The sequence below is a fragment of the Pseudoalteromonas sp. NZS100_1 genome, assembly GCF_015864285.1.
In the GTDB taxonomy this organism is placed as follows: domain Bacteria; phylum Pseudomonadota; class Gammaproteobacteria; order Enterobacterales; family Alteromonadaceae; genus Pseudoalteromonas; species Pseudoalteromonas arctica.
The window spans coordinates 1-23,945 of record NZ_JADYXN010000012.1; the positions used below are offsets into that span (position 1 = coordinate 1).

Annotated in this window: 19 protein-coding genes; 4 read left to right on the forward strand and 15 right to left on the reverse strand. The window is 38.9% G+C overall.

Annotated elements, in window-relative coordinates; translation table 11 throughout:
• Positions 1-318 precede the first annotated feature (318 nt).
• A complete protein-coding gene (locus tag I6F66_RS09870) occupies positions 319-3,378 on the forward strand; it encodes an ATP-binding protein (RefSeq protein ID WP_197209185.1) in 3,060 nt (1,019 codons plus the stop codon).
• Between the two features lie 25 nt (positions 3,379-3,403).
• Here I6F66_RS09870 and I6F66_RS09875 read toward each other — a convergent pair whose 3' ends face one another.
• From I6F66_RS09875 to I6F66_RS09900, 6 genes are all read right to left on the reverse strand, one after another.
• Positions 3,404-4,237 carry a UDP-2,3-diacylglucosamine diphosphatase gene (locus I6F66_RS09875; protein ID WP_165741799.1) on the reverse strand — a complete coding sequence of 278 codons (834 nt, stop codon included), beginning with the start codon at positions 4,235-4,237 and terminating at the stop codon, positions 3,404-3,406.
• A gap of 361 nt (positions 4,238-4,598) precedes the next feature.
• Positions 4,599-6,323 (reverse strand): proline--tRNA ligase, encoded by a 1,725-nt coding sequence (locus tag I6F66_RS09880; RefSeq protein WP_165741928.1) that lies wholly within the window; start codon positions 6,321-6,323, stop codon positions 4,599-4,601.
• A gap of 89 nt (positions 6,324-6,412) precedes the next feature.
• Positions 6,413-7,117, reverse strand: a complete 705-nt coding sequence (tsaA, locus tag I6F66_RS09885) for a tRNA (N6-threonylcarbamoyladenosine(37)-N6)-methyltransferase TrmO (RefSeq protein WP_165741930.1) — start codon at positions 7,115-7,117, stop codon at positions 6,413-6,415.
• A gap of 413 nt (positions 7,118-7,530) precedes the next feature.
• Positions 7,531-8,100, reverse strand: coding sequence for an outer membrane beta-barrel protein (locus tag I6F66_RS09890; RefSeq protein WP_197209186.1), 570 nt, complete (start codon positions 8,098-8,100; stop codon positions 7,531-7,533).
• Positions 8,101-8,359: 259 nt separating this feature from the next.
• On the reverse strand, positions 8,360-8,824 hold the full coding sequence (locus tag I6F66_RS09895) for an acyl-CoA thioesterase (RefSeq protein ID WP_007586808.1): 465 nt from the start codon (positions 8,822-8,824) through the stop codon (positions 8,360-8,362).
• A 132-nt stretch (positions 8,825-8,956) separates the two neighbouring features.
• Positions 8,957-10,603 carry an electron transfer flavoprotein-ubiquinone oxidoreductase gene (locus I6F66_RS09900; RefSeq protein ID WP_197209187.1) on the reverse strand — a complete coding sequence of 549 codons (1,647 nt, stop codon included), beginning with the start codon at positions 10,601-10,603 and terminating at the stop codon, positions 8,957-8,959.
• A gap of 221 nt (positions 10,604-10,824) precedes the next feature.
• Here I6F66_RS09900 and I6F66_RS09905 point away from each other — a divergent pair, with 221 nt between their 5' ends.
• Positions 10,825-11,574, forward strand: a complete 750-nt coding sequence (locus tag I6F66_RS09905) for an electron transfer flavoprotein subunit beta/FixA family protein (RefSeq protein ID WP_197209188.1) — start codon at positions 10,825-10,827, stop codon at positions 11,572-11,574.
• Complete coding sequence (locus I6F66_RS09910; protein ID WP_024589219.1) at positions 11,575-12,501, forward strand: electron transfer flavoprotein subunit alpha/FixB family protein; 927 nt, start codon at positions 11,575-11,577, stop codon at positions 12,499-12,501.
• Positions 12,502-12,641: 140 nt separating this feature from the next.
• Here the strand turns inward: I6F66_RS09910 and asnS are convergent, their stop codons facing one another.
• A complete protein-coding gene (gene asnS, locus I6F66_RS09915) occupies positions 12,642-14,039 on the reverse strand; it encodes an asparagine--tRNA ligase (RefSeq protein ID WP_010552735.1) in 1,398 nt (465 codons plus the stop codon).
• 297 nt (positions 14,040-14,336) lie between these two features.
• Between asnS and I6F66_RS09920 the strand changes: the two genes are divergently transcribed.
• A complete protein-coding gene (locus tag I6F66_RS09920; RefSeq protein WP_007586798.1) occupies positions 14,337-14,771 on the forward strand; it encodes an ATP-binding protein in 435 nt (144 codons plus the stop codon).
• Between the two features lie 218 nt (positions 14,772-14,989).
• Here I6F66_RS09920 and I6F66_RS09925 read toward each other — a convergent pair whose 3' ends face one another.
• The 8 genes from I6F66_RS09925 to bioA form a co-directional block, all read right to left on the reverse strand.
• Entirely contained in the window at positions 14,990-16,054 is a 1,065-nt protein-coding gene (locus I6F66_RS09925; RefSeq protein ID WP_165728680.1) for an HD domain-containing phosphohydrolase, read from the reverse strand.
• A gap of 40 nt (positions 16,055-16,094) precedes the next feature.
• Positions 16,095-16,460 (reverse strand): response regulator, encoded by a 366-nt coding sequence (locus tag I6F66_RS09930; protein WP_010552738.1) that lies wholly within the window; start codon positions 16,458-16,460, stop codon positions 16,095-16,097.
• Positions 16,435-17,625 (reverse strand): HAMP domain-containing sensor histidine kinase, encoded by a 1,191-nt coding sequence (locus tag I6F66_RS22825; RefSeq protein ID WP_010552739.1) that lies wholly within the window; start codon positions 17,623-17,625, stop codon positions 16,435-16,437. The genes I6F66_RS09930 and I6F66_RS22825 overlap by 26 nt, the downstream gene beginning before the upstream one ends.
• 441 nt (positions 17,626-18,066) lie before the next feature.
• On the reverse strand, positions 18,067-19,083 hold the full coding sequence (locus I6F66_RS09940) for an ABC transporter ATP-binding protein (RefSeq protein WP_197119336.1): 1,017 nt from the start codon (positions 19,081-19,083) through the stop codon (positions 18,067-18,069).
• 14 nt (positions 19,084-19,097) lie between these two features.
• Complete coding sequence (locus I6F66_RS09945) at positions 19,098-20,597, reverse strand: iron ABC transporter permease (RefSeq protein WP_197209189.1); 1,500 nt, start codon at positions 20,595-20,597, stop codon at positions 19,098-19,100.
• Complete coding sequence (locus tag I6F66_RS09950) at positions 20,597-21,637, reverse strand: extracellular solute-binding protein (RefSeq protein ID WP_197209190.1); 1,041 nt, start codon at positions 21,635-21,637, stop codon at positions 20,597-20,599. Before I6F66_RS09950 ends, I6F66_RS09945 begins: the two co-directional genes overlap by 1 nt.
• Positions 21,638-22,450 carry a hypothetical protein gene (locus tag I6F66_RS09955; RefSeq protein ID WP_007586790.1) on the reverse strand — a complete coding sequence of 271 codons (813 nt, stop codon included), beginning with the start codon at positions 22,448-22,450 and terminating at the stop codon, positions 21,638-21,640.
• 171 nt (positions 22,451-22,621) lie between these two features.
• Positions 22,622-23,923: an adenosylmethionine--8-amino-7-oxononanoate transaminase gene (gene bioA, locus I6F66_RS09960; RefSeq protein ID WP_197209191.1), complete on the reverse strand. Its 1,302-nt coding sequence runs from the start codon at positions 23,921-23,923 to the stop codon at positions 22,622-22,624.
• Positions 23,924-23,945: the final 22 nt, after the last annotated feature.

Consider the following 23,945-nt stretch of genomic DNA (forward strand, 5'->3'; position numbering starts at 1 on the left):
CCCGATGGGTTAAGCCAAAACCATCTAAGTATCCCCATAAAAAGAAAAATGCCAGTCAGCTTAACTGACTGGCATTAAGCATTGGCTACCTTTTATATTTTAAAGGAATGATTGCTTGAAAAAACTATTTTATAAGCTGCGTGAGTCGATATGGGTACTCTCATTCATTTATAATTCATATAGAGAGAGTGCTCTAAATAAAACTAATGATTTAGTCTTTTTATTATAAAAATTATAACGATAACCGATTAGTTAGGTGGTCCAATTCTTTCGTTAATGCTCTATACTAATAACAATAAAAATTTATGGTGAAGGTAAATGTTGAAAAAGAATAATTTTTTGAATGTGACAAAAAATAATAGACTAATGCTCGTTGCAACAATAATATTTGTTCTTATAGCTTTACCATCTCTGTATTTGTTTGACCAAAAAGTAAGAAGTGATGTTTATAATTCAGCCCAAATAGAATTAAAACGTGAGCTTGAAACAAAAAGCCTTTCACTAAAAAACCATCTTAAAGATAGTGTTACCGCTATTCGCTTTTTAGACGCAACGCCCCCGATTAAAGGCATTACTCGCGCCACTGAAAACAAGAAAATAGATCCCTTGTTAGGCACGCACATCGACGTTTGGGAAGAGCGCTTAGCGAGTATTTTTAGTGGTTTTATGCGCACAGACGACAGCATACTTCAGGCTCGCTATATTATTCTCGCAGATGGTGGGCAAGAAGTTGTCAGGGTTGATAGAAACCAACTCGGAGAAATTAATCGACTGCAAGGTCTGCAATTACAAAAGAAAGGCCAACGCGATTACATGATAAAAGCGAGTATGCTCGATAATAAAAGTGTTTATATTTCTCCAATTAACTACAACCGTGAAAATGGGCAGATACAAGAACCTTATATAAGTACTTTTCGTGTAGCTAAGCCTGTTTTTGATGAAAAAAATAAAATTTTTGCAATATTAGTCACTAACTACTTTGCTGATAAATTAATAAAAAGTTTAACGGTTGAATCTCCACAAGGAACACAAATTTACCTAATGAATAATGAAGGTGAATTTTTATATCATCCAAACTCTCAATTACGCTTCGGTTTTGAATTTAATAAAGCAAAAACATGGACTGAAGAATTTTCCACTGCAAGCACAATGGCAGAGCAAGGCACTTTACCGCTAAGTAATTACCCAATTGCTTACACGTTAAAAAAACGTATTTCGTTTGATGGTGATATTGCGATGTTACCTTTAGAGCTTGGTGTAAGTGTTGATACTAAAACGTTGTTTGCAAAGGTGAACGAAAGGCGTCAAAACTTTATTGCAATGCTAGTGGTATTCTTTAGCGTATTTTTAGTTATTGCCTTTTTATACCAACGTTTTATAAACCGTAAGTTGTTAATTAATTCTCTAAAAGAGCAAAACAATAAAGTAATAGAAAATTCTTTGGATGCTATTTTTACAATTGAGCAAAACGGCGAAATTGTTCACTTTAATAATACAGCTAAAGAGGTTTTCTGTAATTCAATCTCAGGCACTAGCCCTGACTTTGTTTCTTTATTTAACTTAAATGAAGCCGATAATAACTGTATAGAAGAGACTATTTCAAACGGATCAAAAATGCCGTTTGAAGCTATCTACACAGATGGTTATGGCAACAAACAATACTTTTCAATTACACTCAGTAGTATTTTTGATGTCTACAATAACCGTTATCAGGTAGCGGCTATTTTAAGAAATATTAGCTCATTAAAAAATACTCAATCAGAGCTTGAAGGCTTAAACAGTACTTTAGAGCTAAAAGTATCACAAAGGACTGTTGAGCTAGAGCGAGCAATTGATCAAGCATTAGCAGCGAGCCAAGCAAAAAGTGACTTTGTAGCAAATATATCTCACGAAATACGCACACCGATGAATGGCGTTTTGGGTATGCTTGAAATGCTCAAAGAAGATGGCTTAAGTGAACAACAATACCATTACTTAAAATTAGCTAATAGTAGTGCTAACTCTCTGATGAATTTGATTAACGATATTCTCGATTTTTCTAAAATAGAAGCGGGTAAGCTTGATATTGATAATCATACATTTGATGTTGTTACAGTATGTAGCGATATGATTAGCTCTTTAGCGTTACAGGGCCAGCGCAAAGGTCTTGAAGTGTTTTTAGATACAAAAGATGTAGTAGATAGAATGGTTATTGGCGACAGCCATCGACTTAAACAAATTTTAATTAACTTAGTTAATAATGCATTTAAATTTACTCACCGAGGTGAAGTAAGTTTAACTGTCGGCTCTAAGTACATTACCGACTCAAAGTTATTAATGAGCTTTACAATAAAAGACACGGGAATTGGTATAGCGCCAGAGAACATAGACAAACTATTTGAAGTGTTTACACAAGAAGATTCAAGTACAACCCGCCATTTTGGTGGTACAGGCTTAGGCTTATCTATATGTAAAAAACTTGCTCAGTTAATGGGTGGTAATATTACGGTTATAAGTGAAAAGGGTGCTGGTAGTACCTTTACCGCAACAGTTGAGCTACATGTAGCACAAGAGAAAAAATTAAACACAGGTATTGAGCTTGCTACAAGTATTAACGTAGCGGCATTAATAGCGCGCGATAACGTTTATAAAAACGTGTGCGATTTATTGCTACTAACCTGTAAAGTAAATGCAGAAAACATTGTAAGACTCGACTACTTTAGTGAGCATAAAGAGTTTGAAGCTGACTTATTATTGATTGACGATGAGCATCCTCAAATTGATGCGTTAATTGATTACTGTAAGCAGTTTAATAAAAAGTACGTCTTAATTTTACGCGACATGGTGACCGATAAACCGACTAAAATGATATTACCTGAGGGTAGCCACATTCTAAATAAACCGCTTACCCAAGATCAATTTAGCTATAAGTTAGCCAGCTTATTTGGTGCCAGTAATGATTGTATTATAGCGCCACCAAAAGGCTTAACAGAAGAACAAGTAGAGCCTGATTTGTCTGCTTATCATATATTATTAGTAGACGATAATATGATTAATATTGAAGTTGCTAAGGCGATTTTAAAACGCACTAAAGTAAAAATCACCTGTGCATCAGACGGTGTAGAAGCATTAGAAGCATTGAGAGAAAACACAGAGCAAGCTTTTGATGTTATTTTAATGGATTGCCAAATGCCTAATTTAAATGGCTACGATACAACAAGTGAAATCAGAAATAGTAAGGCCGGGGTAGACTACACTTACATACCTATTATTGCTATGACAGCAAGCGCAATGGAAGGTGATAGAGAACGTTGTTTAACTGCAGGCATGAACGACTATATTACTAAACCAATCAAACCAAGAACGCTGAAAGATAAGTTAATCACCTGGCTAAGTTAATCGTTATTAGATGAGAATCAGCTGCTTATGCAGCTGATTTTTTTGGTTTAGCATCCGTTGATATATTTAACCTTGTTATGTCGGCGCTATCGAGTACGGTTTGTGTGTCTGACCAATGTAGTAATTCAATTTTTCCATCTTGCTGCTCTACCAGCGCCGTACAACTCTCAATCCAGTCTCCATCGTTACAATACATAATTCCGTCATCTACTTTTATTTTGGGATGATGAATGTGTCCACAAATAATACCGTCTACGTTTTGCTTTTTAGCTTCATGAATTGCGGCATCTTCGAAGGCTTTAATTGCTTCACGTGCTTTGTGTACGCGAGCTTTTATCCATGATGCAAGCGAGTAGTAATTACCACCAAATAGCTTTCGAATACGATTGGTCCAGCGGTTTAAAAATAATAAAAAGTCGTACCCTGCATCACCTGCGATACTAATAAGTTTGTTATAGCGTGTCGCGGAATCAAAGTCATCACCGTGTACGAGTAAAAAACGTTTATTAGCTTTAGTGGTGTGAATAAATTGCTGGTGGATTTCAATACCAAATAACGTTTGATTTATATAGTTTCTAAACGTTTCGTCATGATTACCGGGAATATAAATGACGCGTGTACCGCTAGCTGCTTTTTTTTGTATAGAGTTTAATACTTGATAATGCGAAGGGTGCCAATAAAACTGACGTTTCATTGACCATAAATCAATAATATCACCCACTAAATAAAGTGTGTCGGATTCTACCGAGTTTAAAAAATCGAGTAAGTAATCTGCTTTACAGTCTTTGTAACCTAAATGAACATCAGATATCCAAATAGCAGGGTAGTGTTGCTTCTTAGTGTTTGCGCCATTACTCATTTTCATTCCCTAAAGTATCGAGTGTAATAGTTAAATAACCTGAACTCTGGTTAAGAGATTTACTAAGGTATTGAATCATGGTGATATTTAAATTTATTTTCTCTAGCCAGAGATTTTCAGTGAAAACAAGGCGAATTTACGCGTCAATAGCGAGCCTATTGCAAGTAAATTCAACGCAGTTAGCGCTGAAAATAGCTGCTCGAGATAGATTTATTATCCAGAGTTCAGGTTAAATACTTTAGGGAATAAAAATGACAATTATACGACAGTAATACTAAAGCTAAATGACACATGTAAAATTTAGATATAAAAAAACCGCTTTTAAAAAGCGGTTTTAAAATTACTTATAAGTATTTTTAGCTTAACCTTTAACGGCTGCTTTAATTGCATCAATTGCTGTATCGATATCAATCATTAGCTTTTCACCTGTACGGCGGTTTTTAAGCTCAATTTTGTTTTCGTCAAGGTTACGCTCACCAATTACTAGCGTAAATGGCACACCAATGAGTTCCATATCGTTAAACATAACACCAGGGCGCTCTTTACGGTCATCAAATAACACATCAAGACCTGCATCTTTTAAACCTTGGTAAAGGTTATTTGCAATATCAGGAATACGATGCGATTTGTGCATGTTCATTGGAACAATTGCTAAATCGAATGGCGCGATTGATTTTGGCCAAATGATCCCGTATTGATCGTTGTTCTGCTCAATAGCAGCAGCAACAATACGTGAAACACCAATACCGTAACAACCCATAGTCATGGTTTGGTTTTTACCACCTTCGTTTAATACACCCGCTTTCATCGCTTCTGAGTATTTAGTGCCAAGTTGAAAAATATGACCTACTTCAATACCACGTTTAATTTGTAAAACGCCTTGGCCACATGGGCTCATATCGCCTTCAACAATATTACGAATATCAGCAACTTCGTAATCAGTTACGTCACGATCCCAGTTAATACCGCTGTAATGCTCGTCGTCTTTATTTGCACCGGCAACAAAATCAGCAAGTATGTTAGCTGCTCTATCAACAATAATAGGCATTGATAAGCCGACAGGACCTAATGAGCCAGGTTTTGCGCCAATAGCAGCAACAATATCTGCCTCTGTTGCCATTTCAAGCGGAGAGTCTACTAATGGGTGCTTTTCAGCTTTTAGTTCATTTAATTCGTGATCGCCACGCAGTACTAAAGCTACTAAACCGCGTACTTCGTTTTCATCAGGCGTACCATAAACAATTAACGTTTTAACACCGCGATGTGGCTTAACACCGTAGTGTTTTTTAAGCTCGTTAATCGTTTTAGCGTCAGGAGTTGGAAACGCTTTAAGCTCTTTTGATGCTTCAGGGCGAGGCTCGCTTGGTGCCAGTGCTTCTGCTTTTTCAATATTAGCGGCGTAATCACTGCCATCACTAAACGCGATTGCATCTTCGCCCGACTCAGCAAGTACATGAAACTCGTGCGATACGCTACCACCAATAGAGCCTGTATCGGCTATAACAGGGCGGTAATCAAGGCCTAAACGCTCAAAAATATTACAATATGCTTTGTGCATCGCTTGATAAGTCGCATCTAAACACTCTTCACTTAAGTGAAAAGAGTAGGCATCTTTCATTGTAAACTCACGAGCACGCATTACACCAAAGCGAGGACGACGTTCGTCGCGTACTTTAGTTTGTACTTGGTATAAAGTAACTGGTAATTGCTTGTAGCTGCTTATTTCTTTACGTACGAAATCAGTTATTACTTCTTCGTGTGTTGGGCCAAGTGCAAACGTACGGTTATGACGGTCTGTAAAGCGCATAAGCTCAGGACCAAATTCATTCCAACGGCCAGACTCTTCCCACAAATCAGCAGGTTGAATAACAGGCATTAGCATTTCAATTGCACCCGCTTTGTCCATCTCTTCACGTACAATGTTTTCTACTTTACGTAGCACGCGTAAACCAGAGGGTAACCAAGTGTATAAACCCGAAGCGACGCGACGGATCATACCGGCTCTAAGCATTAACTGATGCGATACGATTTCAGCATCTGATGGCGTTTCTTTAAGTGTTGCGAGTATATATTGGCTTGTACGCATGTTTTTTCCGAAATAGAGTAATTATATTCTTTTAATAGAGCTTAAGTTTACCAGCGGATGCTTTTACACTAAAGCGCTAAGTGAGTTATTTAGTTTTTTTCTATGCTTGTTACTAAGTTATGTGCATCATTAACCTGCCAGCGAATATTAAAGTCATAGAGAGTCATCCCGTAGCTTTGCATTTCTTCTTTTTGTTTTTTATAAGCAGGGCGAGGATCTTGTTTTAAAACATTGGCTATAAAATCATGTAAGTCTGGGTATTGTGTTTGGGCATTAACAAACTCAATTGCCTGAGGGCTAAATTCAACCGTCATTTGTGTTTCAGGGCGCGTGTCAGCAAAGCCAGCACTAGCATCCGGCATAGAGTCTGAATACGGCAAATACGGTTTTATGTCAATAATCGGTGTGCCATCAAGTAAATCAATGCCAGCGAGTAATAAGCTAAGTTGTCCGTTTTTATATTCAATACCTTCAAGTTTTACGGCGCTCATTCCAATTGCGTTTGGTCTGAATGTAGCACGGGTCGCAAATACACCTTTTCGCTCATTGCCACCCAAACGAGGCGGGCGCACCATAGCAGAATAACCTTTATCAGCTGTTCCATGAAAACGAAATAACAACCAAATATGAGTAAATTCATCTAAACCACGTACAAACTCTTCGCGATTAAAATCGGGGGCAAATATAAGCTTTGCTTTAGCTTGTGGCACTAAACGTGGTTGCCTAGGTATAGCAAACTTTTGTTTATAAGGAGATTGAATGTGGCCAATAGCCGAAATGGTGTAATCGCTCATAGTACTCGGGTACAAATAAAATAGAGCGCTATTCTACCCGCATTTAGCATTTATGGCATTAATGTAAGCAAGTTTATTGCGTATACCAATTTTATTAAAAATATGATTATTCTACTGCATTAAATAGCGCACTTACTTTGTTAAAAATTATTCTTAGTTGACTGTATGGATGCAGGAGGTAGAACAATGCAGGGAGCAATTAGTGATAACAACTATATATTATAATTTTGCCTTGTTATTGCGCTATTTTCTTAGTGCTATAATAGAACACCTATTTAATGCACTTGGCATTATAGAGCAAACGGTTTAAAGTTTTTTATTAGACTGATTGGTTTATATTAATATATTTAAAAAGAGCCTAAAACAAAAAAGGTAAGCCCTTGGGCTTACCTTTTATACATGCTAAAGACTAATTAAAACATGTATTGAACTGATACAGACGCTACATCCATATCTGGGTCAATATCGTCATCAAGTTTATAGCGTTCGTACTCTAAACGAAACTGTACATTTGTTGTAAGCGCGTATTCAATACCAGCGCCGTAAAATGCATCACCACCATCTGTAGACGCTGATACGCCACCTACTGGTAAATCTTGTGTGTAATCTGCATCCCATTCAAGCCAACCGCCTTTTGCATACACAGAAAAGCTTTCTGTTATAGGGTAGCCCAAACGTGCGGCAAGCGATACGCCATCAATTTCAGCATTGCTGTCTATATCACTTACTTCATCAAAGTTTTGATAAGCAAGCTCTAAGCTTAAGTACTCGTTAAATTGTGCACCAACGTAACCCTTAAGCATTTGTGCATCGTCGTCAAAGTCAGTGTCGTTGTCACTGTCTTCAAATTCAAAAGAATATTGACCGTAACCGATACCAGTATAAATACGTGGAGAATCGAAATCAGAAATGTCAGCGTGTGCTGCAGAGTTAAAACCCAGTGTTGCTAGTGCAATAGCTGAAAGAGAAAGTGTTTTAATCATTGAATAGCTCCTTTACAAAAAATAATCAAATGCTTGATTTCATTAATCAAACTTCAATTATCTACTTGCAGCGAGCGTGCCAATATTAAAATGAATTAAAAACACGCCTTAATTAATTCTTTTGTATTGGTTTTTACGGTGTTTAGCGTGTTTTATAATCAAAGTGAACTTTTGTGTAATTGAGTACTCTAAAATAAGTTGTATCTTTTACAAAGTATAATGAGTTTTTTACATAGCCTGACTTTATTTAAACTAGTAATTACACTGTATGAAGCAAGTTTTCTGTTTCAATTGCTATTTCTTTCATTTTTATAGCGTAATTTTCTAATTTAATATCTTCTTCTGTTACAGCTTTAAACGAAGGCACTTCTATTGGGTAGCCCGTTTCATCCATAGCAATAAAGCTGATAACACAATGATTTGTTTCAACCATATTTTGTGTTTTTGGATCGCCACAACGCACTTGTATAAATATTTGCATACTACTTCTACCCGTATGGGCAATTTTAGCTTCTACTTCGACTATTTGACCTACTAGAATTGGGCGTCTAAATTTAACACCCGCAACTGAAACCGTTACGCAGTAGTGACCACTCCAACCCGCAGCACATGCATAGCCTGCTTGGTCAATCCATTTCATGACGGCCCCACCATGAACTTTACCACCAAAATTAACATCGGTAGGCTCTGCTAAAAAACGAAAAACAACTTTTGACGACGGCATAGATAACACTCTTATTATTAAAACTACTATTAGCATAACGTAAAAAAGGGGCCGAAGCCCCTGCAATTTAGGATATGTTTATAATTTATATGTAAAAAAAGTGATTATATGTGTATATAACGCATAATTTAGTTACATATTAGGGTAGTTTGGCCCACCAGCACCTTCTGGGGTTACCCAAGTAATGTTTTGGCTTGGGTCTTTAATATCGCAGGTTTTACAGTGCACACAGTTTTGGGCGTTAATAACAAACTCTTTATTGCCTCCTATTTCTTGTACTTCGTAAACGCCTGCTGGGCAATAACGTTGTGCGGGTTCATCAAATTTAACTAGGTTTACGTTAATAGGAATTGACGCATCTTTGAGCTTTAAATGACAAGGCTGTGATTCTTCGTGGTTAGTATTTGATAAAAACACACTTGAGAGTTTATCAAAGCTAAGGTGTCCATCTGGCTTTGGGTACGCTATTTTGTCAGCGGCGTTAGCATCAACAAGGGTTGAATGATCGGGCGTATTATCTTTAAACGTAAAGGGTAAACCACCATTAAAAATGTTTTGATCAAGCGTGTTATACGCACCCCCTATAAACTTACCGAGTTTGTGCATTGCAGGGCCAAAGTTACGAGATTGATATAACTCTTTATATGCCCACGATTTCTCAAACGCAGTTTGATAATGAGTTAAATCGGTATTTGCCAACTCATTTTGCAATGCTTCAAAAATAACCTCAGCGGCAATCATTCCCGATTTCATTGCAGTGTGATTACCTTTGATTTTTGCAAAGTTAAGTGTGCCTGCATCACAACCAACAATTAAGCCACCCGCAAAATGCATTTTTGGTAATGAATGCAAGCCACCTTTAGCAATAGCACGTGCGCCGTAAGCAATACGTTCACCGCCTTCAAGTACGCTTTTAAATACAGGGTGATGCTTCATGCGCTGAAATTCATCAAATGGACTTAAATGCGGATTTGAGTAATTTAAATCAACAATTAAACCAACAACTATTTGGTTATTTTCGCTGTGATACATAAATGCACCACCATTCGTGTCACCACTTAGTGGCCAACCTGTACCATGAACAACTTTACCTAGCTCATGTTTACTTTCATCTATTTGCCAAATTTCTTTAAAGCCTAAACCGTAATGCTGCGGCGATGAATCTGCATCAAGTGCAAACTCATTAATTAGCTGCTTACCTAAATGACCTCGGCAGCCTTCTGCAAAAATAGTGTATTTTGCACGAAGCTCCATGCCGGGCATGTAACCATCTTTTTCATTACCGTCTTTATCGACTCCCATATCGCCAGTAATAATGCCTTTCACTGCTTTATCTTCAATTATTAAAGAGTGAGCACTAAATCCTGGAAATATCTCTACGCCTAACGCTTCTGCTTGCTCAGCAAGCCATCGACATACGTTACCCATAGACACAATGTAGTTACCGTCATTATGAAATGTTTTAGGCGTTGCAAAGTGGGGGATTGATGTCGCTTTTTGTTCGTTATTAAACCAATAAATTTCATCGTTAGTTACTTTTGTCGTAACAGGGGCGCCTAGTTCTTGCCAATTTGGTAGTAATTCATCCAAAGCTTTGGTTTCAAAAACCGCGCCAGAGAGTACATGTGCGCCCACTTCAGAGCCTTTTTCGACGACGCAGATCATGCACTCTTGTTGTTTTTCTTGTGCTAATTGCGCGAGTTTAATTGCACTTGAAAGCCCTGCAGGGCCTGCACCAACAATAACTACATCAAATTCCATGGTTTCACGTTCGACCATAATAACCTCTTTATCTATGACGGACTTATTTGAATGTTTACTACACATTTAAATAAGGTGTACAGCCTATTACTAACCTTGCAAATTAAACGTTACAGACTGTGAATAGTTAAAGGTTATTTTAGGTTGACGTTTACGTCAACAGGAAGTAGTCTAATTTCATAAAATAAATAAGTTGACGTGCACGTTACCTTGTAGGTTTAAATAATTATGGAGTTCCTATGAAAGTTCTCGTACCAATAAAAAGAGTGATTGATTACAACGTAAAAGCACGCGTTAAAAGTGATAAAAGTGACGTTGATTTAACTAACGTAAAAATGGCAATGAATCCGTTTTGTGAAATTGCCATAGAAGAAGCAATCCGCCTTAAAGAAGCAGGCACCGCAAGCGAAGTTGTTGCCGTTACTATTGGTCCAAAAGCATCGCAAGAGCAATTACGCACCGCATTAGCACTTGGCGCCGACAAAGCCATTCACATCGAAACCGATGAAAAGCTCGAGTCACTCCATATTGCAAAGCTCTTGGCTAAAATTGTTGAGCAAGAGTCTCCTGAACTTATAATTTTAGGTAAACAGTCAATCGATTCAGATAATAATCAAACAGGTCAAATGCTTGCTGCGCTTACTAATCGTGGGCAGGGTACATTTGCATCCAAGGTTGTTATTGAAAATGGCAAAGTAAACGTGACCCGCGAAGTTGATGGGGGCCTGCAAACGGTAGCACTTAATTTACCGGCGGTTGTTACAACTGATTTACGCTTAAACGAGCCTCGTTACGCATCACTGCCAAATATTATGAAAGCCAAACGTAAGCCGCTTGAAGTAATAGCAGCTGATTCGCTTGGTGTTGATTTAACACCGCGTATTCAATTAATAAGTGTAGAAGAGCCAGCTAAACGTACCGCAGGAATTATTGTTGAAGACGTTGCACAGCTTGTAGAAAAATTAAAAACAGAGGCAAAGGTGATTTAAATGAAAACACTCGTAATTGCAGAGCACGACAACGGTGCCTTAAAACCAGAAACCTCAAAAACGATTAACGCTGCAGTAAAAATAGGTTTTCCTGTTGATGTGCTTATTGCAGGGAACAGCCTAAGCGCAATGAGCTCACAAGTGGCCAGCATTGATGGCGTAGCTAATGTTTTAGTTGCCGATAATAGTGTTTATGAACATCAGTTAGCTGAGAGCATGACCGATTTAGTTTTATCGCTTAGCGACACCTACAGCCACATTGTTGCAAGTGCAACGACAACAGGCAAAAACTTTATGCCACGTGTTGCTGCGTTATTAGATGTTGCGCAAATTTCTGAAATTATCGCAGTAGTGGACGCCGATACATTTAAACGTCCAATTTATGCAGGTAATGCAATCGCCACGGTTAAATCACTCGACAGTAAAAAAGTAATTACCGTACGTGCCAGTAGCTTTGATTTACAAGGTGAGCAATCAGCTGCTGCTATAACAAGCATTGATACAGTGTCTGATTCGCAATTAAGTAGCTTTGTAAGTGTTGAACAAACAGAGTCTGAACGACCTGAACTTACGGCTGCCACTGTGGTTATATCGGGTGGTCGCGGTATGCAAAACGGTGAAAACTTTGCACTACTTAATGGTATTGCCGACAAATTGGGAGCAGCCATTGGTGCGTCGCGCGCAGCAGTTGACGCAGGCTTTGTACCTAACGATATGCAAGTAGGGCAAACAGGTAAAATTGTAGCGCCTAATTTATACATTGCAGTAGGGATTAGCGGTGCTATTCAGCATTTAGCCGGTATGAAAGACTCAAAAGTAATTGTCGCGATTAATAAAGACCCTGACGCACCTATTTTTCAAGTTGCAGATTACGGGTTAGTGGCTGACTTATTTGAAGTACTGCCACAGCTCGAAAGTGCTTTATAGCGCTTAATTAAGCAAAATTTATTCTGGTTGAAAGCCGTGGTGCTCTTTGAGTGCTGCGGCTTTTTTATTCGGTAAATCAAAGACACAAAAAAACCAGCCAATTGGCTGGTTTTTAGTATTTATAAACGGCTAACTTAGTATTAGTAAGTTGCGCTGCCTTTAGTACGAGGGAAGGCAATAACGTCACGTACGTTGCCCATACCTGTTACATAAGCAACTAAGCGTTCAAAGCCTAAACCAAAGCCTGAGTGCGGCACGCTACCGTATTTACGTAGATCGCGGTACCAGCTGTAATCTTCTTTGTTTAAGCCCATTTCTTCTAAGCGTGCATCAAGTACATCAAGGCGTTCTTCACGTTGTGAACCACCAATGATCTCACCAATACCTGGTGCTACAATGTCCATTGCGGCAACGGTCTTACCGTCTTCGTTTTGGCGCATGTAGAATGCTTTAATGTCACGTGGGTAGTTTTTAATAACTACCGGTGCTTTAAAGTGCTCTTCAGCTAAGTAACGCTCGTGCTCAGACTGTAAATCTACACCCCATTCAACAGCGTACTCAAACTTTTTACCACAGTTTTTAAGGATCTCTACTGCTTCAGTGTAATTTACCTGCGCGAAGTCTTTTTCTACAAATTCTTCTAAACGCGTAATTGCGGTTTTTTCTACACGTTGTGCAAAAAATTCCATGTCATCACGGCGCTCTTCAAGTACGGCTTTAAACACATACTTAAGCATATTTTCAGCAAGTTTTGCGATGTCTTCTAAATCAGCAAACGCAACTTCAGGCTCTACCATCCAAAATTCTGCAAGGTGGCGTGATGTATTTGAATTCTCTGCACGGAATGTTGGGCCAAACGTGTAAATTTTTGACATTGCAGACGCGTAAGTTTCGCCATTTAACTGGCCAGATACAGTAAGGAATGCTTCTTTACCGAAGAAATCTTCGCTGTAATCAACTTCGCCTTTGTCTGTAAGCGGTAAGTTTTGCATATCAAGCGTAGATACACGGAACATTTCGCCAGCACCTTCACAGTCACTTGCCGTAATAATTGGCGTGCTGATCCAGTAAAAGCCTTGCTCGTGATAAAAACGGTGAATAGCTTGTGCTAAACAGTTACGTACACGAGTTACCGCGCCAATCATATTTGTACGAGGGCGAAGGTGAGCGTGCTCACGTAAGTACTCAATGCTGTGGCGCTTTGCCGACATTGGGTATGAATCTGGGTTTTCTACCCAACCTAATACAGTCACTGTATTAGCTTGAATTTCGTAAGATTGACCTTGACCAGCAGATTGTACTAAAACACCAGTAACCGACACAGAACAACCGGCTGTTAAGCTAGTAACTTCATCATAATTATTCAGTGAATTAGGAACTACCGCTTGAATAGGATCAAAACACGAACCGTCATGAACGGCTAAAAATGAAATTCCTGCTTTTGAATCGCGGCGAGTACGGATCCAGCCCTTAATTGTTACTTGGCTGTCTACCGCAACATTGCCTTTTAATAGCTCTGAAATCGCTAAATGGCTCATCTTCACTCCAATGATATAAGTTGCCTAACTATTTTATTTTAACTGTGCGCAGCACTCGGGCATAAATTGCACATAAACGGCGCTGCACTTGAACCCTGTATCTTACCTAGTAAAGTTGAATAAAAAAACTATTGTGGGCAACTCTTTAAAAGTTTTTATGCATGCGGTTTATTTTTAAACAGTTTTTAGAGTTTAATTACTACTATTATGATTTGTTGCTCTTAAATTTAATGATTTTGTGGCATTATTAACAAACAAATCAAATTAATATTTATTCACACTTAAAAAATCGATGCTATGAAACAAGTTTTTATTTTACGAGGACTACCAGGAAGCGGTAAGTCTTACTACGCGCAAAGCCTTGCTGACGAATTAGGTGGAGTTGACGAAAGCCAATACCTAATCTGCTCAACTGATGATTACTTTATTAATGAGCAGGGCGAATATCATTTCGATAAATTTAAATTGTCGCAATTTCATAATTTAAATTTAGCGCGCTTTATAAATGCACTTGCTCAAGGTATGCCATTGGTAATTGTAGATAACACCAATATTAAAAAGTGGGAATTTATAGCTTACACTCAAGCTGCTGTTGCTTTAGGTTATCAAGTAAAAGAAGTGATAGTGGGTGAAGTGAAAGACAAATCAATGCAGCACTTATATGCTAAACGTAACTCGCATAATGTCCCGCTTAAAACCATAAGCAAAATGGCCTACATGTTTGAGTGGTAGTGCTGAATTTTAGACAGCACGTCTAAATTATTTTGAGTTATAGTATTTAAATGAGCAGTGATTTTATCATTGCTCCAATCTCACCAAGATATATCTAGCAGCGTATTTATTGTTTTATCGTCAAATATAAAAACCTACTTGAGGAAAACCTTCCATTGGTGAAGGATTATTGGGGTTTGGTCCGTTCATTGGGTTTTCTCTAATTAATTATGGACGTGTTACTTTTCAGCATACTTTTGTTTAATTGCTAAAATTTCTTCTTGAACTGCAAAAAAAGCATCCACTACTGCGGGGTCAAAGTGCTTCCCACTACCTTCTTTAATAATGGCAAATGTTTTTTCTTGTGAGAATGATTTTTTATAAGGACGCTTTGACGAGAGAGCATCAAATACATCAGCAATAGCAACTACGCGTGCTGCAATTGGAATTTCACTACCTTTTAAGCCATCAGGATAACCAGAGCCGTCCCACTTTTCATGATGTGAGCGTGCAATAATTTCACCGAGTTTAATAACCTCAGAATCAGAACCCGAAAGTATGCTAGCGCCTACAACGGTGTGCTGTTTCATTATTTCCCATTCTGCAGCATCTAATTGTCCTGCTTTTAGCAAAATATGGTCAGGTGTAGAAATCTTTCCGAGATCGTGCATCGACGCTGAAAATAAAATATTTTCAACTGTTCCCTCATCTAACCCTACACTGCGTGCAACGGCCTCAGAATACAAACTCATGCGTTGAATGTGCGCACCCGTTTCTTCATCTTTGTATTCAGCAGCTTTGGTTAGTCTATTAATTGTTTCTAGTGATGCGGCTTTAATGCTTAGCATTGCTTGCTTTAATGATTCAGTTCTTTGAGCAACTTCAGCTTCTAATTGTTTCTGATAATTTGTTCTTAAATCGTTATAGTCTTTAATCTTAAGAAGGGACTTAACGCGCGATAATAGCTCGTTTTTATCTACAGGCTTTGTAATAAAATCATCGCAACCAGCATCAATCCCTTTAACTCGCTCTTTTGTCTCTCTTAAAGCAGTAATAAGGACGATAGGTAATAGCTTTAATAGGGCGTCTTCTCTAACACGGCGTGTTACTTCAAAACCGTTCATACCGGGCATCATTATATCAAGTAAAATAAGGTCTACAGGTTGTTGTGCTAAGATATCTAATGCTTGTTGCCCGCCAGTCGCTGTTACTGTTTTATATCCCTTGGGTTCAAGATAAGCTTGCATGAGTTCAATATTTTGAAGGTTGTCATCTACAACCAAAATTAAAGGGCTATCTTTCATTAACTGTTCCTGTGTATCAAGGTTTAAATAATTGTAGTCATTACTTTATATATAAACTTATTTGTTGAGCAAACGTGCGTGTATCTATAGGTTTAGAAATATACGCACTGTTAGGTATACACAGTAATTGGTCTATATCTGCGGGTAAAACAGAAGCGGTAACAAAAACAATAGGAATATCTGCCGTTTCTTTTTCATCACGCAAAATTTTCGCAACCTCTGTTCCAGACATATCTGGGAGTTGGACATCTAATATAATAATTTTTGGAGTCTCACGCTTTATTGTTAAAAGCGCATCTCTTGCATTCATAGCAGTGAATACTTCAAAATTTGCCATGAGTAAAAGATCTTCCTCTAGCAATAGGTTATTCGCATTATCATCAACTATAACTATTTTGGTTTTCATTATGCTTTACCACAGACTTTTGTTTAATTGGCAAAGTTATACGAACCGATGTGCCTTTATTAACACCTTCAGATTCAATAACAAACTCGCCTCCATGCAACTTTACTAGACTTTTTGCGATTGGCAGCCCAAGTCCTGTACCTTCTGTTAATCTAGAATAGGGGGTTTCTATACGGAAAAAACCTTCAAATATTTTTTCCATATTTTCAGCAGCAATACCTATACCCGTATCCCAAATTATTATTTCTATTTCTGTATCAGTATGTCGTGTTTTAACGCCAATTTGACCCTCATCGGGTGTAAACTTCACTGCATTTGAAAGCAAATTATAAAGTATCTGTTTAACCTTAAGGGAGTCAGCTTCAATTGGTGGCAAGTCATCAGCAATATCAAGACACATATTCAATTTTTTCTGGTTAGCTGTATCTGCTGTAAGCCCTGTAATTTCGTGCAATACTTGGCGTATCGGCAAATGAGAGATGGTGAGACTCATTTTGCCTGCTTCAATCTTTGCCATATCCAGTATTTCATTAATAAGTAACAGTAAATGTTTGCCGCTCACCAATACATTTTTAACATACTGTTTTTGTTTGTCATTTAAAGTGCCAAATGTTTCATCGTAGAGCACCTCAGAAAAACCATTTATAGAATTAAGCGGGGTTCTCAGTTCATGCGACATATTTGCTAAAAACTCTGATTTAACTCGAGCAGCACTTTCCAAGTCACTCGTTAGCACTTCTAGCTCTTTATTCGCTTTTACGAGTCCTTCTTGAATCGCGTTACGTTCAGTAATGTCCTCGATAGACAATAAAATAATACGATCTTTTGACTGAGTACGTTTAATTTGCCTTGCGTTGAGCAGCATTGTACGCCAACCAATTGTTTTAAAATTGTGCTCAACTTTATAATCATCAAAGCTCGTTTTTTGAGGCAATATGGTTTCTAATAATTCACGAAGCTTGGGAATGTTCCATTGATTATTACCAAGGTTGTATATTAGTTTCCCGACTGTGTCTTTGTGATTAGCGCGAAAAAACTCATAAAATGAGCGGCTTGCTGTAACTACTCTTAAATGTTGGTCTAAAACAATCAGTGGTTCTCGAACCGTGTTTACAATACTTTCGGAGTATTCTAAGAGTTCTTTCTTGGTACTTATTTTATTCACTATCTAGATCCTTTGTACCATTAAGGGCTGAACAATTTTATAAACGTTTAAAGGATAATTAAGGTTCAGCAATGCTTGAATATAGCTTTATTTTTATAATAGGTTCGCTAAAAGCAATGCTTAATAATGTGTTTTAATGTTTGTGTGTGGTTTTAACTAATATAAAAGGCGTAACCTGATAAGTGATATCTGAGAGGAACTATTTAACATTAATCTTTGTTCAGTAAACAGCAACAGCTGATTAATAGCAAGAGGTTCATAATTTAACCTGCATATTATTGTTGTTTATTGACTATAGTGAGTTTTTTAAAGGTAAAAAGTATTAGTTTTAAGCGAGATAGGGTTTTAACGGGGAACGTATTTAAACTGAATTTTGGGTCTAAATAGTAAGTATTGATGTAGGTATTAATGTTTAAATTAATGCCTACATCAATATTTTAATCAGTCTATAGATTTATAAACCGCTAATGGGTGCGAGGTACTTAGTGATACATGCACTTCGTCGCCAGGGTTTACAACAACTTCATGGCTTACTCGGCTAGTTACAACCGTAGAGCACGCAAGTTTTACAGCACACAAGCGGCTGCCACCTTCAAAACGTACCCAAATTACTTCGCCGTTATTGCCAACACTGCTTTGTACAAGTAACACATCGTCTGGTCGAAGTAGTACATCAACGTCGCCACTTTCACAGTCAACGCCATGAGCGGGCGCATTACCAATTGAGGTAGTGGCTTGTCCTTGGCTAAATTGGCCGCTAATAAAGCTGGCTTCACCTAAAAAGCGTGCCACAAAGCGATTATTTGGGGTACTAAAGCAGCGCTCGGGTGTATCGATTTGCTGAATTTTGCCGCCTTTAAGTATACCAACACGATCGCCAACTGAGAGTGCTTCTTCTTGGTCGTGTGTTACCCAAATCGCAGGTACGCCAGCTGCTTTAAGTGCGTTTCTAATATCCCAACGAAGCATGTCTTTAAGGGCGGCATCTAAGTTTGAAAGCGGCTCATCAAGCAATACAAAATCAGGTTGGTGGGCAAGGGTTCGCGCAAGTGCAACACGTTGCTTTTGTCCGCCAGAAAGCGTTGCTGGTTTTTTATCTCTAAAATCGCTCAGTCCAAGTAGGTTTATCCAATACTCAGCAGGGGCTGTATCTTTTAATCTAAAGCAAATGTTTTGCTGTACGGTTAAGTGCGGAAATAACGCAAAATCTTGAAACACCATACCTACACTGCGTTTTTCAGGAGGTAGTGTTAATTTGGGTGTAGCGCGCCATTTACCCGTGTTTATTTCGCCTTCGCTAATAGGTATAAGGCCAGCAAGGGCTTGTAAAATTGTACTTTTACCACAACCTGTTGGCCCTACAAGCATAAGGATTTCGTTTTCACCCAGCGATAAGTTTAAATCGCTTACTACGCGGTTACTGCCATAATCTATAGACAACTGACTTACAGATAGCATTGTTTCTTAAATCCTTAATGTTCAAACTGGTTGCGTTTTTCGCCAGACATCATAATAGCTAACCCGCAGGCAGATATCACTACTAACAATAATCCAGGAATAGCAGCGCGACCAAAATAGCCCGCTTCGTATACACGCCATAAATATGTAGAGAGGGTTTCAAACCCTGTTGGGCCAAGTAATAGCGTGGCTTCGAGTTCGCGCATTGACTCTAAAAACACCAGTGCTGCACCGGCAATAATACCGCGCATTGTTAAAGGCAGTGTTATACGAGTAAATACTTCACGTGGGCTTGCCCCTAATACGCGCGCAGACTTTACTAAGCTTGGGTCTAAGTGTTCGGTGCTTGTTCTAACAGAGCCCACAGCAAGTGGTAAAAATCGCAGCATATAAGCAATAATAAGCAATCCCAGTGTTTGATATAAAAACGGTAACTGCAAACCACCGTAAACAAGCGCTGTGCCCATTACTATACCCGGAATACCAAAACCAAAGTAAGTAACACGCTCCATTATACGACCCGCTTTTCCACTCAGTGCGGCATGTGCAACGGGGATCGCAACGATAACGGCTACAATTGCCGCAATACCCGATGCATACGTAGAGTTCCACGCAATATTAAAATCAAATGAGCTAAAACCATCACGAGCTAACCAAAGCGAAAATATAGCCAAAGGCAAGCCAATAGCTAATAGTAACACTGGCGCAAAGGTAGCAAACATGGCGCTTAGCTGCCATTTGCTTGGAAACAAAATAAGTGGGCGACCTTGTTTTTCACTGGCTGTTTTTATTTGCGATTCTATTAATAATAAAAAGCCAACAATCACCATTAATTGCAATGAGAGCATGGCAGCTCGACCTAACGCAAAGGCGTTGTATTCAACATATATAACACGGGTAAATGTATCTAAGCGCATCATTGCAGGTGTACCAAAGTCTGACAACGTATAAAGCGCTACCAGCAATGAGCCTGCGGCTATGCCGTTTACTACACGGGGTAATATGACTTTAAATATGCTTTGCGTCATCGACATACCCAGTGTACGTGCAGCGTTAACCATACTTGCATCAAGGCTTAGTAGGGACGAGCGAGTGGTCATCATTACAAATGGGAATGTGTATAAGGTCATTACAATGGCGGCGCCCGTTAAGCCATACATAGAAGGGGTTTCTATACCGGTTAACGTGTTTATTTCGCCGCCCGGGCCAAAGGCCGCGTATAAGGTAAACGCACCTATATAACTGGGCACAGCTAAAGGCGCTGCAAAAAATACCAGCCATAGTTTTTTAAATGGTAAATGCACATACGCACTAATAAAGGCCAGTGGCACACCAATTAAAATAGAACCTAAAACCGTTAACCCCATTAGGGCTAAGGTATTACCTAAAATTTTTAAATTATGACTATCAAAAACGGAACTGGCATCACTAGCAAGCACCATTAATATAAAAACAGGGGTAAGCGTAATGAGCGCTGCAAGCAGCGCCATTGGGTAAGAAGCGGGTAGTCGCATTATAAAACGCCGTTATTTCTCATCAAATCGATGGTAGGTCGTAAATCTGCCAGTTGGGTTAAATCTATTTTAGGCGGTGAAATATCAGCAAGTGAAGGTAATCCCTCTGGTTGGCTAATATTATTGATTAACGGAATTTCGTAAGCTTCAGTAGCCAAATAACCTTGCACTTCTTTACTGAGTAAATAACGCATAAAGTTAGTAGCAAGTGGATCGTCATTCAAAGCAAGCACACCGGATGCATTAACTAAACAACCCGCATCATTTTGTGTAAATGCTAAATCAAGCTTGGCATCAGGCTTGCCTGATTTTAAACGCAATGTGTAATAGTGATTAGCAAAACCAATATCAACTTCACCGCGCTCAACGCCCATAACAACACCTAATTCGCCAGCGTATGTTTTAGAGCGTTTTTTAACTTTTTTAAGCCACTTAGCGGTTTTGTCGTCGCCTTCTAAAATTCGCATTGCGGTTACAAATGATTGAAAAGAAGCGTAGGCGGGTGCCCAGCCAATACTTAAATCGCTGTCGGCAATTTCCATAATACTTGTTGGAATTTGATCTTTGGTCAAACGCGACGTGTTATATGGCAATGTACGAATACGGCCAGTTACTGGAGCCCACTCTTTATATCTAAATTGTGGTTGTAACTGAGCAGATAAATCACTTGGGATAGGTTGTGCAAGGCCTGCATCGGTTACTAAACCAATCGCGCCTGAATCAACCGCCCAAAATAAATCAGCGCGGCGAACGCCGGCTTTAGCTTCTGCAACAATCGTATTTGCTAAAGCAGCAGTAGGACCTCGGCGTATACCGAGTTTAAAGTCTGGATTTTTTTTCTGGATTGCTTGCAATACGTTTTCATACAAACCACCTTCGCCTCGGCCTAAATAAAGAGTTAACTCGCCTTTAAGCTTTGGTAAATCATCAACAGAAACTGGGGTTGCTATATCAGCGGCTAGCGCACGAGAAAGAGGCAGTGGCAATGAGCCAACCACCCCTAACGCAGCTAGGCCTTGAATAAAGGTCCTACGCTTCACTTAAAATACATCCTTACGGGCTTTTTCGGCTTTTTCTATTAAAACCTTAGCGCGGTCTAATTTTGTTTGCATATCACTGATCACATCGCGTACTTCATCGACGCTTTTGCTGTTTTTAATTGCTAGTGGCAGTGTTACGTTAAAGTCTTTTTCCAGCACTTCAACTAGGTTAGCGTCTTGCTCAATAAGTGTACCTTCAACGCCTTCAAACAGGTGCAGGTAAGTATCATGAACAATTTCAGTTGCTTCGTCTTGTAAACGCTCAGCAAATTTAGCTACTACACGGTCTAATTTGTGCTTAATTTCATCAATTGTGGCACTTTGTGTCATTTCTTTTGTAGCGGTAGCTTTTACAGTGTCTAACAAGCCTTTTTGCTGGAATTTTGCAGCAAGCTTAACAGCCCCAAGGCCTTGCCACAAGGCTATGTTCATCGCTTTTTGTTGTTTACGAACTTCCTCAGCAGGCTGTTTATTATCAATGGCCATTTTTACGCCATAAAGACCCTGCCAAATAGAAGCGTATACCGGTACGAAGTTAGTTTCTATTGCGCTGTGAAACTTAACTGATTCCCAATATTCAATTAAATCATCAGTTTTTACAGCTTTTGCGCCTTTAGTGTCGTAGTCGCTTACCATGGTATCAACTTTGCCTACCATCCATTCTACTTCTTCTGCGTAACTTTTAAGGTTAGCTTGAAGATGATTAACATGCTCGCCAATAGGGCCGTTAGCTAATACTGGTTGAGCCATAAACGCCGAGGCTAGTAAAAGGCTTGCACCTAAAGTTTTGGCTGGTTTAAATAGTAATTTCATAGCAAAGAAGTCCAAAAAGGTAATTGTAAATGATAGACATTATCATATAGCTAATAGTTAACGAGATCAATAACCACAAACTCGCTTAATAGATAAAAACACTAAATGTAGCGGTAGGTTACAGAAAATAGCCCTATAACCTGTATTAGGATTAGTTATTGAGACCGGCTATTAAGCGTAATGCTTGCCTTTAATGGCATTGTAAATGGCATCACACAGTGTTTTTATACTGGTGTCGTCACTTATATACGGTGGCATAAGGTAAATTAGTTTACCGAATGGACGTATCCATACGCCTTGCTCTACAAAATAAGCCTGAATTTTAGCAACATCAACATTGCCAGCAGCCTCGTTTAGCTCAACAACACCAATAGCACCTAAGGTACGTACATTGGCAACCGCATCTAGTTCACTGCATTTATTAAGTTGTTGTAGTTGGGTATTTATTTGCTTTATTCGTTGTTGCCAGTTTTGCTCAAGTAATAAATCAATACTTGCGCAGGCCGCAGCACAGGCAAGCGGGTTGCCCATAAACGTAGGGCCGTGCATTAAAACACCTGCTTCACCTTCGCTTATGCCAATGGCTATTTTATCACTTGTTATAGTGGCCGATAGCGTCATTGATCCGCCAGTTAATGCTTTACCAATACACATTATATCGGGCTCTATATTGGCGTGCTCTACAGCAAATAATTTACCTGTACGGCCAAAGCCAGTGGCTATTTCGTCGCAAATTAGCAGTACATTATATTGGGTGCACAATTTACGAACGCAGGCTAAATAATCGGGGTGATAAAAGTTCATCCCACCCGCGTTTTGTACAATAGGCTCAATGATAAAGGCGGCTACTTTGCTGTGGTTTGCTTTAAAGTATTCTTCAAGCTCTTTGGCTTCAGCTTGGTTAAACTCGCCCCCAAATTGACTAACCGGTGCAGGTACAAAAACGTGTTCAGGTAAAAAGCCTGAATATAAACTATGCATTGAGTTAACGGGGTCGCATACGCTCATGGCTGCAAAGGTGTCGCCATGGTAGCCCTTGTAAGGCGTCATTAATTTTTGTTTTGTTGTAATGCCTTGGCTTAACCAATACTGCAGCGCCATTTTTATTGCTACTTCAACACTTACCGATCCGCTGTCGGCTAAAAACACTTTAGTTAAACTCGGCGGCGTTATATTTACTATTTTTTTGCAAAGCTCTACCGCGCTGTTATGTGTAATACCGCCAAACATAATGTGGCTCATATTATTAATTTGCTCAATCATGGCGTTATTTATAACAGGGTGGTTATAGCCATGTATTGCGCTCCACCACGAGGCCATGCCATCGATTAATTGCTCGCCAGTTTCAAGGTGAATAATGTTGTGATTTGCATGTGTAACGGGATATACCGGAATTGGCTTAGTCATAGATGTATATGGATGCCAAATGTGCTCACGATCAAAATCAAGGTCAATCGCATTCTTTTTAATCATATGTAAACTTTAACTTGGTGGG